Below are 12,620 nucleotides of genomic sequence, written 5' to 3'. Positions count from 1 at the left end.
CATGACCACGGGATTAACCCTGAATTCACTTGCCATCTCTCGGCATGGGGCGCCTTTGGTGCAGATCGACACCCACGTTCCGGCGGGCGAAGTCCTGTCAATTATGGGGCCGTCGGGGGCGGGAAAGTCCACGTTACTGGCCGCGCTGACCGGCACCTTGGCCGATGGGTTTACCACGACCGGGCGGGTCATCCTGAACGGCCGAGACATCACTGACCTGCCGACGGAACAGCGCCGCGTTGGTATCCTGTTTCAGGACGACCTGCTGTTTCCGCATTTAAGCGTCGGGGAAAACCTGTCCTTTGGCCTGCGCGCTGGGGGCACACGCCAACAGCGCAAAGCCCGCATCTTCGAGGCCCTGAACGACATCGGACTGGCGGGTTTTTACGACCGTGATCCCGCGACCCTGTCCGGCGGGCAAAAGGCGCGCGTTGCCCTGATGCGGATGCTGCTAAGTGAACCAGAAGCTCTGCTGCTGGACGAGGCGTTCAGCGGTCTGGACCCTGAACTGCGCGAACAGATACGGGCGCTGGTTTTCACCCGCGCCCGCACCAGAAATCTGCCGGTTGTGATGGTCACCCACGACCCCGCCGAAGCCGAGGCCGCCGGTGGCCCGATCCTGAAAATCGGTTAGGCCGCGCTGCGCGGGTCCACCAGATTGCGCAGAATGTCGTCCTTGGTGATCTGACCGACGATTTGACCGCCGTTCACCACGGCCAAGGGCGCCTCGGTGCCCATGATGCGCTGCATAACCTCGCCCACGGGCATGGCTGCATCGACCTGATCAACCGCCATTCCCGACGCCGCCGACATGATATCTCCCGCGCGCAGAACACCCAGCGGGTTCATGTGCGCCACAAACTCGGTCACGTAATCATCTGCGGGTTTCGAGAAGATTTCTTGCGGAGTGCCGCACTGGACGATCCGGCCGCCTTCCATGATCGCGATGCGGTTGCCGATCTTGAACGCCTCGTCCAGATCGTGGCTCACGAAGATGATGGTGCGGTTCAGCTTCTGCTGAAGCTCCAGAAGTTCGTCCTGCAGTTTGGCGCGGATCAGCGGGTCTAGCGCACTGAAAGGTTCGTCCATTAGCAGGATCGGCGCGTCGGTCACGAACGCGCGGGCCAGACCCACACGCTGCTGCATACCGCCAGAAAGCTCACCCACCTTGCGGTCGGCCCACTGGGACAGGCCTACAAGCTCCAGCTGCTTTTCCACCTTGGAATCGCGCTCGGCCTTGTCCATGCCGCCAAGTTCCAGACCCAGCTGCACGTTCTCGCGCACAGTGCGCCACGGCAGCAGACCAAACTGCTGGAAGACCATGGCGATCTGGCTCAGACGCATGCGGCGCAGGTTCGCTTTGTCTGCGTGGGTGATGTCGACCATCTGGTTGCCGTCATTCACCAGAACCGAGCCACGCACGACGGGGTTCAGCGCGTTCACGGCCCGCAGCAGGGTCGATTTGCCCGAACCCGACAGGCCCATCAGCACCAGAATTTCACCGGTCCCGACCTCGAGCGAGCAGTTGTGCACGCCCAAGACCTGACCGCATTCCTGCTGGACGGTGCCACGGTCGGCCCCGTTGTCCATCAGGGGCAGAGCGCTTTTGGGGTTGTCACCAAAGACAATCGAGACGTTGTCGAATTTTACAGCAGTGCTCATTTCTGATCCCCTTTGCTCAGCATACGGTCCAGCATGATGGCGACGACCACGATCACGAAGCCGGACTCAAACCCGAGCTTGGTGTTCACCTGGTTCAGCGCGCGCACCACAGGCACACCCAGACCATCCGCGCCAACCAGCGCTGCGACCACAACCATCGACAGCGATAGCATGATGGTCTGGTTCAGGCCCGCCATGATCTGCGGAAGGGCATAGGGAAGCTCGACCTTGAACAGCACCTGATTGGGGGTCGCGCCAAAGGCACGCGCGGCCTCTAGCAGTTGCTGCGGCGTAGAGGACACACCCAGATAGGTCAGGCGGATCGGTGCGGGCAGCACGAAAATCACGGTCGCGATCAGGCCCGGCACCATCCCGATGCCAAAAAACACGATCGCGGGGATCAGGTACACAAAGGTCGGCAGCGTCTGCATCAGGTCAAGGATCGGACGCAGATAGGTATAGAACTTGGGCTTGTGGGCCGCGAAAATCCCGATCGGGACCCCGACCAGCATACAGACCACACAGGCCGACATCACCAGCGTGATGCTTTCCGTCGTTTCCTCCCAGTAGTCCTGGTTCAGGATGAACAGGAACCCAAGGAAAACGAACAGGCAGGTCTTCCAGCTGCGCTGGATCACCCATGTCAGTGCAACAAAGAACGCCACCACAACCAGCGGGTGCGGCGTCTGCAATAACCATAGGATGGCGGCAATCAGCCCCTCCATCGCATTGGACATGCCTTCGAAGAAGAATTCGGCGTTGTCGCGCAGAAAGTCGAATACGTCTGCGGCAGCGGCGCCTACTGGAATCTTATTATCAGTTAACCAATCAAGCATCTGTCTCTCGTTCTCTGTCGTAAAATGTAACCTTTGACGGGGCCTGACAGAGTGATGCCAGACCCCTTGTTAGGTTCGCGATCAGAGACCCAGATGCGCTTTGACTGCGGCAACCGCGTCGCCACCGTCCAGAGTGGTCACGCCTGCCAGCCAGGGCTCGACCTGATCAAAGTTGGCTTTCAGCCAGACTTCGGTCGCGTCGCCAGCTTCTTCGCCGTCGTTCAGGATTTTGCCCATGACTTCGTTTTCCATGGCCAGGCTGAACTTCATGTTCTTCAGCAGGGTGCCAACGTTCGGGCATTCGTCTGCATAGCCTTTGCGGGTGGTGGTGTAGACAACGCCTTCACCGCCAAAGAAGTCTTCGCCGCCGGGCAGGTATTTCAGGCTGAAGTTCGCGTTCATGGGGTGGGGTTCCCAACCCAGGAAAACAACGTCCTTCTCGTCTTTGTAGGCGCGGTCAACCATCGCCAGCATGCCCTGCTCCGAGCTTTCCACGACTTCGAAGTTCTTCAGGTCGAACTTGTTGTCCTTGGTCAGGCCGATCAGGTAGTCGTTGCCTTCGTTGCCGGGCTCGATGCCGTAGATTTTGCCACCCAGCGATTCTTCGAACTTGTGGATATCAGCATAGGACTGCAGGCCGCGCTCATAGGTGTAGGTGGGAACGGCCAGGGTGTATTTGGTGCCTTCGAGGTTCACGACCAGCTGGTCGATCTCGCCTTTGTCGAGGTAGGGCTGGATCGCGCCCGACTGTGCGGGGATCCAGTTGCCCAGGAACACGTCAACGTCATCGCTTTCGAGCGAAGCGAAAGTTACGGGAACCGAAAGCACTTTGGTGTCAACCTTGTAGCCCAGACCTTCGAGGATGTGGGTCGCGGTTGCAGTGGTGGTGGTGATGTCGGTCCAGCCAACGTCCGAGAACGTTACCTTGGAGCAATCTGCGAATGCGGGGGCTGCTGCCAGTACCGCCAGTGCCGAGATTGTAGCCTTCAATTTCATCTGTTTTTCCCTGTTCTGCTTGCGTGAAGTTTTGTTGATTGACTGGTCAATAAAAATCTGGTCTCGCTGTTGGAGTCAACGAAAAAGCCTGAAAGGCGTGGTTTCGCGCCGCAACGGGCCAGATTTTATGCGGTTTGCGGTGGAACAGTGCGATGTGTCGCACAACAAAGCGCATGGCATTCGTATCAACCGGGAGAGGACACCTCGAGATGACCGAGACCAAACGCCCAAACATCCTGATTATTATGGTCGACCAGCTCAACGGGACGCTCTTTCCTGACGGGCCGGCAGACTGGCTGCACACCCCGCACCTGAAAAAGCTGGCAGAACGCTCGACGCGGTTCCGCAATGCCTACACGGCGTCCCCTTTGTGCGCACCTGGCCGCGCCTCCTTTATGTCGGGCCAACTGCCCAGTGATACGGGTGTTTATGACAACGCCGCCGAATTCACTTCGTCAATCCCGACATATGCGCACCATTTGCGCCGTGCGGGCTATCAGACTTGCCTATCGGGTAAAATGCATTTCGTCGGACCTGACCAGATGCACGGGTTCGAAGAGCGCCTGACCACCGACATCTACCCCGCCGACTTCGGCTGGACCCCGGATTATCGCAAACCCGGCGAGCGTATCGACTGGTGGTACCACAACATGGGCAGCGTGACCGGCGCAGGCGTGGCCGAGATCACCAACCAGATGGAATATGACGACGAGGTCGCCTACAACGCCGTCCGCAAGATCTATGATCTGGGGCGCGGGCTGGATGCGCGCCCGTGGTGTCTAACCGTCAGCTTTACCCACCCGCACGACCCGTATGTGGCCCGCAAGAAATACTGGGACATGTACGAGGATTGCGAGCACCTGATGCCCACCATCGGCGCCATCCCCTATGAGGAACAGGACGCCCACTCCAAGCGCATCTTCGACGCCAACGACTGGCGCAACTTCGACATCACCGAGGATGACATCCGCCGCTCACGCCGCGCCTATTTCGCCAACATCACCTATCTGGATGACAAGGTAGGCCAGATCATGGAGGCGCTGGACGGCACCCGCCAGACCGAGGACACCGTGATCCTGTTCGTCTCGGACCACGGCGACATGCTGGGGGAACGGGGCCTGTGGTTCAAAATGAATTTCTTCGAAGGCTCCAGCCGCGTGCCGATCATGGTCTGCGCGCCCCAGATGCAGGCCGGTCTGGTGACAGAGCCCGTGTCCAACATCGACATCTGCCCGACCCTGTGTGATCTGGCCGGCGTCAGCATGGAAGAAGTCATGCCCTGGACCACCGGCGAGTCGCTGGTGCCCTATGGCCAAGGGGTGAAACGCGAATCTGCCGTGGCGATGGAATACGCCGCCGAGGCGTCCTATGCGCCGCTGGTGTGCTTGCGTCAGGGGCAGTGGAAATACACCCGCTGCAAACTGGACCCCGAGCAGCTATTCGATCTGGAAAACGACCCGCACGAGCTGACCAATCTGGCCGAAAACCCCGACTACGCTTCGGTTCTGGCCGATTTCCGGGCGCAGGCCGATGCCCGCTGGGATCTGGACCGATTTGACGCGGATGTGCGGTTCAGTCAGGCCCGCCGCTGGGTCGTTTATGAGGCCCTGCGCAACGGCGACTACTATCCGTGGGATTACCAGCCCCTGCAAAAGGCCTCGGAGCGCTATATGCGCAACCACATGGACCTGAACATCCTAGAGGAAAGCAAGCGCTACCCCCGAGGAGAGTGAAAGCGCCCCTTCCATTAGTGGCAATCTGCTGGCCCTTGACCTTTGGTTTCAATCTGTTGGACCCTGCGGCATCCCCCGCGGGGTCTTTTTGCGATAGGGCAGCCATGTCACCGGACCACTTCCAGTCTACCGATTCCCTGCGCGCCGACATCGGTGATGCGGCTTGGGTGGATGTCATGCAGGCTGTGGACCGCACCTATGCGGAGCTGGTGGACTATCAGGAACAGCTGGAAACGCGGAACGCAGAGCTTGAGGCGCTGCGGACTTTCCTGTCCTCGATCATGCATTCGATCAGCGACTATCTGGTGGTGACCGACACCGCGCTGTGCATCGCGGATGCCAGCCGGTCCTTTTGCAAAGCCGTGGGCCTGCCCGTGGAAAAGCTGGTCGGCCAACCCATCGCGGGGTTCCTGCAGGGCACCTCGGGCGGGAACCTGATCACCGCCATTTCGCGCAGTGTGGCTCAACGCGCCGACAACACCGTCGAGGCAGAGCTGACCACCACCATCGGCCCCGAGCCCGTGGAATTCCGCATCGCCCCGCGCCTGCGCGGCGGTCGCAAGCGGGCGGGTGTGATCCTGACGGGCCGTCCGTTGGGCGAACTGCGCCGCGCTTATTCAGAGCTTGAGGCCAGCCACGAAGAACTGAAGCAGACCCAGACCCAACTGGTCCGCAACGAAAAGCTGGCCTCGCTTGGCCGCCTGCTGGCCGGTGTGGCACACGAGTTGAATAACCCGATCAGCTTTGTCTACGCGAACACCCACGCGCTGGAAAAATACATCAACCGGTTCGAAACCTATTTCGACCGCGTTCAGGCCGGCGCCCCGCGCGAGGAACTGGTCGAACTGCGCGGCACCCTGAAGCTGGACCGCGACCTGCGCAACTTGCGCACCGCTATCGAAGGGGCCCGCGATGGGGCCGAGCGGGTGAAAAACATCGTCGAGGATCTGCGCCGTCTGTCCGCCGAAGGGTCAGGTGAACTGGCCCCCACCGATCTGGTCCGCACCGCCAGTATCGCCGCCGACTGGGTGGAGCGTGGCAGCAAAAGCCGTGTCACCATCGCGTTCGAGGGCGAGCCATCATGCATCGCCAGCGCCCGCGCGGGCCATGTGCAGCAGGTCCTCATGAACCTTGTGCAGAACGCAGTGGACGCGATGGCAGAGCAGGATGACGCGGCCCTGACCATCCGCAGCTTCTATGACGGCCCTCATGCGGTGATCGAGATCAGCGACAACGGCCCCGGCATTCCCGACACCGCCGCCGCCAAGATTTTCGACCCCTTCTTCACCACCAAAGAGGTGGGCAAAGGCACCGGCCTTGGCCTGTCCATCAGCCACAAGATCGCCGAAGAACACGGCGGCTCACTGGAGCTGGTGCCCTCGGTCCAAGGGGCGTGTTTCCGGCTGACCCTGCTGCGGGGAGATCAGACATGAATATCCTATGGCTTCAATCGGGCGGATGCGGTGGCTGCACCATGTCGCTGCTGTGCGCCGAAGACCCCAATGTGATCGACCTGCTGGATGGCGCGGGGCTGGAGTTCCTGTGGCATCCCTCGATCTCCGAAGCGACGGGTGCCGAAGTGCGCCGCATTCTGGATGCCGTCATTACCGGAGCACAAAAGCTGGACATTCTGTGTGTCGAGGGCTCGATCCTGCGCGGCCCCAACGGTACGGGGCGCTACCACATGATGGCGGGCACCGGCCGGTCGATGATGGAATGGGTGCGAGAGCTAGCCCCTTTGGCTAGTCACGTGATCGCTGTGGGCACCTGCGCGGCATATGGCGGCGTGTCTTCGGCCGGTGAGAACCTGACGGATGCGGTTGGTCTGCAATACGATGGCGGCCACGCGGGCGGTCTGTTCCCCGCGAAATGGCGGACGAAATCGGGCCTGCCGGTGATCAACGTGGCGGGCTGCCCGACGCACCCCGACTGGGTCACCGAAACGCTGCTGCTGCTGAAGGCTGGCGAACTGTCGGCGGCCGATCTGGACGGCTATGCCCGCCCCCGTTTCTACGCCGACAATCTGGTGCACCACGCCTGCCCCAAGAACGAGTTCTACGAATACAAAGCAAGCGCCGAGCACCTGTGCGAGATGGGCTGCATGATGGAGCATCTGGGCTGCATCGGGACCCAAGCCGTGGGCGACTGCAACATCCGTGGCTGGAACGGCACGGGCAGTTGCACGCGGGCCGGATACCCTTGCATCAATTGCACCGCGCCTGAATTCGAGGAACCCGGGCACGGCTTTACCGAAACCCCGAAATTCGCGGGCATTCCCGTGGGCCTGCCGTCGGACATGCCCAAGGCGTGGTTCATGGCGCTGGCCTCCTTGTCCAAGGCCGCGACCCCCAAACGGTTGGCCGAAAACGCCACCGCCGACCGCATCACCATCCCGCCGACCCTGCGAAAGCCGAAACCATGACGACCCTTCTTGTTGGCCCTTTCAACCGCGTCGAAGGCGATCTGGAAATCCGGCTGGATGTGCAGGACGGAGCCGTCGCTGCGGCCCACGCCAACTCCCCTCTGTTTCGCGGATTTGAACGGATGATGCTGGGAAAAGGGCCGCTGGACGCGCTGACCATCACCCCGCGCATCTGCGGGATTTGCTCAATCAGCCAATCGGCGGCGGCGGCGCTGGCGCTGGCCGATCTGGCAGGGGTCCAGCCCGCGCCCGAGGGGGCCAAGGTCGCAGCCCTGCTCCATATGATCGAGAATGTCTCGGACCACATGACCCATTTCAACCTGTTCTTCATGCCCGACTATGCGCGGGCGGGGTATACGGGGGCGGACTGGCACGGGACGGTCGTGAACCGCTTTACCGCTGGCCAAGGCAGCGCCCTGCGACGCGCGGTCGAGGCGCGGGCCGAGTTGATGCACGTTGTCGGGATGCTGGGGGGCAAGTGGCCCCACACGCTGGCCATCCAGCCCGGCGGCGTGACCCGCACCCCCACGGCGCGCGATCTGATCCGGATCGGCGCGACGCTGCAAGCCTTCCGCCGGTATCTGGAGGCCGAAACCTTTGGCGGCAAGCTAGAGGATTTCGCGGGCCTAGAAACGGTAGAGCAGTTGGAAGGCTGGACTGGCGGCGATGTTGCCCTGTTCCTACAGGTGGCCGCCGCGACCGGCACAGGGGCGATGGGGCGCGGAACGGGGCGGTATCTGTCCTTTGGCGCCTACCCCCTGCCAGACGGGCGCGTATTCAGGGGCGGCACGTGGGACAACGGCACCGAGGCCCCCGTGGATTTCACCGCCATCGCCGAGGATATCAGCCACGCATGGATGCTTGGGAGCACGGCCCATCCCCGCGTAGGCGAAACGATCCCTGATGAGATGCTGCGCGAGGATGCCTACAGCTGGTGCAAGGCGCCGCGCCTCGGCGGTCGGACCTTTGAAACGGGCGCACTGGCGCGGCAGGTGGTGGTCGGCCACCCCTTGGCGCGGGCGCTTGCGGCTGAGGGCGGCGTCAGGGCGCGGGTCATCGGGCGGCTGCTGGAGATTGCTTTGACCCAGTTGGAGATGGAGCGCCTGCTGCGCGATATCCATCCCGAACAGCGGTTCATGGATCAGGTGACCCTGCCCGCCAATGGCTCTGGCGTGGGTGTGGTCGAGGCAGCGCGGGGCGCATTGGGCCACTGGATCACCGTTCAGGACGGCGCGATCAGCAGCTATCAGATCATTGCACCTACCACGTGGAATTTCAGCCCTCGCGATGGGGGCGGCACCCCCGGTCCGGTCGAGGCAGCCTTGGTCGGCGCCCCTGTGACCGAGGGCGAGGATACCCCCCTGTCCGTCCAGCACATCGTCCGCAGCTTTGACCCCTGCATGGTTTGCACGGTCCACTGATGGCAGGTGTCCGCATCAGGGTCCGTGGGCAGGTCCAAGGCGTCGGCTTCCGCCCCTTTATCTGGCAACTGGCCCGCGAGTTGGGGGTCACGGGCCGCGTCCTGAACGACCCCGAAGGCGTGCTGATCGAGGCTTTCGGGCCCACAGACACCCTGCCCGACCTGATCCGCGCGAAGGCGCCGCCGCTGTCCCGCATCGACGCGATCGAAGTATGCCCCCTGACCGCCGAGGCACCACCCGATTTCACCATCGCTGCCAGTCAGGGCACGGGTGCCGAAACCCGCGTCACGCCCGATGCCGCAACCTGCCCCGATTGCCTGCGCGAAATCCGGGACCCCGAGGATCGGCGGCACGGTTACGCCTTTGCCAACTGCACCCATTGTGGGCCGCGTTTCACGATCCTGAACGCCTTGCCCTATGACCGCGGCCAAACGACGATGGCCCCGTTCATTATGTGCCCCGACTGTGCCGCCGAATACGCCAACCCCGCCGACCGCCGGTTCCACGCGCAGCCTGTGGCCTGCCCTGCCTGCGGGCCCAAGCTCTGGATCGAGCCGCCCCACGACGCCCCCTTGGCCGAAGCGGCTGCCCGCCTGCGGCACGGGGAAATTCTGGCGATCAAGGGGCTGGGGGGCTTCCATCTGGCCTGTGATGCGCGGAACGAAGGGGCCATCGCCCTGCTGCGCCAGCGCAAGCACCGGCCTGCCAAACCCTTTGCCCTGATGGGCACGTTGGAGATGATCCGCCAGCACGCCGCCCCGTCAGAGGCCGAAGTCGCACTGCTGCAAGACCCCGCTGCGCCGATCGTCCTGATCAAGGGCACCGACGGCCTCCCCCCGAATATCGCGCCGGGCCAGAACACCCTTGGCTGGATGCTGCCCTACACTCCGCTGCATCACCTCTTGCTGGATGCGTTCGGTGCGCCCTTGGTCATGACCAGCGGGAACCTGTCGGGCGAGCCCCAAGTGATCGGCAACGATGAGGCGCTGGAAAAACTGGCCCCCTTTGCGGATGCCTTTCTGATGCATGACCGCGATATCGCCCGCCGTCTGGATGACAGCGTCGAGCGGATCACCCCTCACGGCCCCATGATCCTGCGCCGCGCGCGGGGGCGGGTTCCGGGGACGCTGCCTTTGCCCGAAGGGTTCGCCGATGCCCCTCAGTCCGTAGCCTATGGCGGCCAGATGAAGGCAGCGATTTGCCTGATCAAGAACGGTCAGGCCCTGTCGGGGCACCATCTGGGAGAGTTGGACGAAGCCCTGACGTGGGAGGCGTTCCAGCACGCCGACCGCGATTATGCGGACCTGTTCGACCACAAGCCGCAGGTCGTCGCCGTGGACCTGCACCCCGATTTCCGAGCCTCGCGCCACGGGGCCGCGCGGGCCGAGGCCGAGGGGCTGGCGCTAGAAGAGGTGCAGCACCACCACGCGCACTTGGCCGCTTGCATGGGCGAGAATCTGTGGCCGCTCGGCGGGGGCAAAGTGGCGGGGATCATTCTGGACGGCACCGGCCTTGGGGCGGATGGGACCGTCTGGGGCGGAGAACTGCTGCTGGGGGATTACACCGGATTCGAGCGTATGGCTTGGCTGCGGCCCGCGCCGCTGATCGGCGGGGACATGGCGGCCAAAGAGCCTTGGCGGAATGCATTGGCGCGGCTGGATCAGGCGGGTTTGCAGGCCAAGGCGGATGCGCTGTTCGGGGACAAACCGCTGGGAATGGCCCGCATGGCTGTGGAACGGGGGCTGAACGCCCCGCTATCATCAAGCGCCGGACGGCTGTTCGAGGCTGTCGCGGCGGTTCTGGGCCTCTGCCCCGACCGCCAAAGCTATGAGGGTGAGGCGGCGATGACGCTAGAGGCCTTGGCGCAGCCCACCTCGGCCCCACCCTATGCGTTCGCGCGGACTGGAAGCGAAATCGACCCCGCCCCGCTCTGGCAGCAGATCCAGGACGATCTGGACAGGGGCACGCCCCTGAGCACCATTTCGATGCGCTTTCACGCGGGGCTGGCGCAGCAGTTCGCGCAGGCTGCGGTCCAGCTGGTGCATTCAGGTCAGGCGCAGGCGATTGCCCTGTCCGGCGGCTGCTTTCAGAGCGAAGTGTTACTAGGCCTGACATTGCACCACATCGGCACCCAAGCCCCAGTGCTGATCCACACGAAAACGCCTGCCAATGACGGGGGCCTCGCGCTGGGTCAGGCACTGGTCGCGGCGGCCCGCCACTTGGGCTAACCGGAAAGTATCCGTCCAACCGGATGGAAAGCTGGCAACCCCCCATCCGCACGCACCCGCAGAAATTGAGCGATTTTGCGCAGCAAACCCATGATTTGAAAGCATATTAAATCCGCACCCACTGCGCCCCCATTCGCTTTGATCGAAACTGTCACCTGTCCGAAGTTTAGCCTGACGGAATGTATGCAATCGCATTCCGACGGAATCGATCCAGTCAGGGGAGGACCAGTTTTGAGCCAGATCGAAACCTTTTACGACGTCATGCGACGTCAGGGGATCACGCGGCGGAGCTTTATGAAGTATTGCTCTCTGACCGCGGCGGCCCTGGGCCTGAGCCCCAGCTTTGTGCCGAAAATCGCCCACGCCATGGAAACCAAGCCGCGTACGCCGGTGATCTGGGTCCACGGTCTGGAATGTACCTGTTGTTCGGAATCCTTCATCCGCGCCGCGCACCCGCTGGCCAAGGATGTGGTTCTGTCGATGATCTCGCTCGACTATGACGACACGCTGATGGCTGCGGCCGGTCACGCGGCTGAGGCCGCGCTGGAAGAGACCATCGAGAAGTACAAGGGCAACTACATCCTCGCGGTAGAGGGCAACCCGCCCCTGAACGAAGATGGCATGTTCTGCATCACCGGTGGCCGACCCTTTGTCGAAAAGCTGCGTTATGCGGCCAAAGACGCCAAAGCGATCATCAGCTGGGGTGCCTGTGCGTCCTATGGCTGTGTGCAGGCAGCGAAACCGAACCCGACCCAAGCGACTCCGGTCCACAAGGTCATCACCGACAAGCCGATCATCAAGGTTCCGGGCTGCCCGCCCATCGCCGAAGTTATGACCGGTGTGATCACCTATATGCTGACCTTTGACCGTCTGCCCGAGCTGGACCGTCAGGGCCGCCCCGCGATGTTCTACAGCCAGCGTATCCACGACAAATGCTACCGCCGTCCGCACTTTGACGCCGGTCAGTTCGTCGAGGCATGGGACGACGAGAACGCGCGCAAGGGCTACTGCCTGTACAAGATGGGCTGCAAAGGCCCGACCACCTATAACGCGTGCTCGACCATCCGCTGGAACGAAGGCGTCAGCTTCCCCATCCAGTCCGGCCACGGCTGTATCGGCTGTTCGGAAGATGGCTTCTGGGATCAGGGCAGCTTCTACAACCGCGTGACCGATCTGACCCAGTTCGGCATCGAAGCGAACGCGGACAAGATCGGCATGGCCGCCGCAGGTGTCGTTGGCGCAGGTGTCGCCGCCCACGCCGCGATCAGCGCGCTGAAGGCCGCCCAACGCAAAACCCAAGACAACAAAGAGGAGGCATAAGC

At 62.6% G+C, this 12,620-nt stretch carries 10 protein-coding genes; 7 read left to right on the top strand and 3 right to left on the bottom strand.

Translation table 11 applies throughout. The features are described 5' to 3' along the window. Nucleotide 1: 1 nt before the first annotated feature. The gene (locus HJ536_RS19420; protein WP_177159061.1) at nt 2-634 is read left to right on the top strand and encodes an ATP-binding cassette domain-containing protein; all 633 of its coding nucleotides are present in this window, start codon (nt 2-4) and stop codon (nt 632-634) included. Here HJ536_RS19420 and choV read toward each other — a convergent pair. The 3 genes from choV to choX form a co-directional block, all read right to left on the bottom strand. After that, complete coding sequence (choV, locus tag HJ536_RS19415; RefSeq protein ID WP_177159060.1) at nt 631-1,662, bottom strand: choline ABC transporter ATP-binding protein; 1,032 nt, start codon at nt 1,660-1,662, stop codon at nt 631-633. The two genes, HJ536_RS19420 and choV, sit on opposite strands and share 4 nt — an antisense overlap. After that, nucleotides 1,659-2,498, bottom strand: a complete 840-nt coding sequence (choW, locus tag HJ536_RS19410) for a choline ABC transporter permease subunit (RefSeq protein WP_176856089.1) — start codon at nt 2,496-2,498, stop codon at nt 1,659-1,661. The genes choV and choW overlap by 4 nt, the downstream gene beginning before the upstream one ends. 81 nt (nt 2,499-2,579) lie before the next feature. Continuing rightward, nucleotides 2,580-3,494, bottom strand: a complete 915-nt coding sequence (choX, locus tag HJ536_RS19405; RefSeq protein WP_176856088.1) for a choline ABC transporter substrate-binding protein — start codon at nt 3,492-3,494, stop codon at nt 2,580-2,582. Nucleotides 3,495-3,703: 209 nt separating this feature from the next. Between choX and betC the strand changes: the two genes are divergently transcribed. The 6 genes from betC to HJ536_RS19375 all read left to right on the top strand — a co-directional run bounded on the left by betC (nt 3,704) and on the right by HJ536_RS19375 (nt 12,618). Next, nucleotides 3,704-5,227 (top strand): choline-sulfatase, encoded by a 1,524-nt coding sequence (betC, locus tag HJ536_RS19400; RefSeq protein WP_176856087.1) that lies wholly within the window; start codon nt 3,704-3,706, stop codon nt 5,225-5,227. A 104-nt stretch (nt 5,228-5,331) separates the two neighbouring features. Next, a complete protein-coding gene (locus HJ536_RS19395) occupies nt 5,332-6,660 on the top strand; it encodes a PAS domain-containing sensor histidine kinase (protein WP_177159059.1) in 1,329 nt (442 codons plus the stop codon). Then, nucleotides 6,657-7,649 (top strand): NADH-quinone oxidoreductase subunit B family protein, encoded by a 993-nt coding sequence (locus tag HJ536_RS19390; RefSeq protein ID WP_177159058.1) that lies wholly within the window; start codon nt 6,657-6,659, stop codon nt 7,647-7,649. Before HJ536_RS19395 ends, HJ536_RS19390 begins: the two co-directional genes overlap by 4 nt. Next, nucleotides 7,646-9,070, top strand: a complete 1,425-nt coding sequence (locus HJ536_RS19385) for a nickel-dependent hydrogenase large subunit (RefSeq protein WP_177159057.1) — start codon at nt 7,646-7,648, stop codon at nt 9,068-9,070. The genes HJ536_RS19390 and HJ536_RS19385 overlap by 4 nt, the downstream gene beginning before the upstream one ends. Beyond that, nucleotides 9,070-11,298, top strand: a complete 2,229-nt coding sequence (hypF, locus tag HJ536_RS19380) for a carbamoyltransferase HypF (RefSeq protein WP_177159056.1) — start codon at nt 9,070-9,072, stop codon at nt 11,296-11,298. Before HJ536_RS19385 ends, hypF begins: the two co-directional genes overlap by 1 nt. Before the next feature lie 231 nt (nt 11,299-11,529). Continuing rightward, a complete protein-coding gene (locus HJ536_RS19375; RefSeq protein ID WP_176856082.1) occupies nt 11,530-12,618 on the top strand; it encodes a hydrogenase small subunit in 1,089 nt (362 codons plus the stop codon). The last annotated feature ends 2 nt before the right edge of the window (nt 12,619-12,620 follow it).

The organism is Donghicola mangrovi (assembly GCF_013377535.1).
Classification (GTDB): Bacteria; Pseudomonadota; Alphaproteobacteria; order Rhodobacterales; family Rhodobacteraceae; genus Donghicola; species Donghicola mangrovi.
This window is presented reverse-complemented; position numbering and strand designations above follow the sequence as displayed.

What these genes read in the sequence shown, in the direction of transcription:
- hypF (WP_177159056.1), top strand. Translation starts at nt 9,070, where the DNA reads ATGGCAGGTGTCCGCATCAGGGTCCGTGGGCAGGTCCAAGGCGTCGGC.
- HJ536_RS19420 (WP_177159061.1), top strand. Translation starts at nt 2, where the DNA reads ATGACCACGGGATTAACCCTGAATTCACTTGCCATCTCTCGGCATGGG.
- choX (WP_176856088.1), bottom strand. Translation starts at nt 3,494, where the DNA reads ATGAAATTGAAGGCTACAATCTCGGCACTGGCGGTACTGGCAGCAGCC.
- HJ536_RS19395 (WP_177159059.1), top strand. Translation starts at nt 5,332, where the DNA reads ATGTCACCGGACCACTTCCAGTCTACCGATTCCCTGCGCGCCGACATC.
- choW (WP_176856089.1), bottom strand. Translation starts at nt 2,498, where the DNA reads ATGCTTGATTGGTTAACTGATAATAAGATTCCAGTAGGCGCCGCTGCC.
- HJ536_RS19385 (WP_177159057.1), top strand. Translation starts at nt 7,646, where the DNA reads ATGACGACCCTTCTTGTTGGCCCTTTCAACCGCGTCGAAGGCGATCTG.
- betC (WP_176856087.1), top strand. Translation starts at nt 3,704, where the DNA reads ATGACCGAGACCAAACGCCCAAACATCCTGATTATTATGGTCGACCAG.
- HJ536_RS19390 (WP_177159058.1), top strand. Translation starts at nt 6,657, where the DNA reads ATGAATATCCTATGGCTTCAATCGGGCGGATGCGGTGGCTGCACCATG.
- choV (WP_177159060.1), bottom strand. Translation starts at nt 1,662, where the DNA reads ATGAGCACTGCTGTAAAATTCGACAACGTCTCGATTGTCTTTGGTGAC.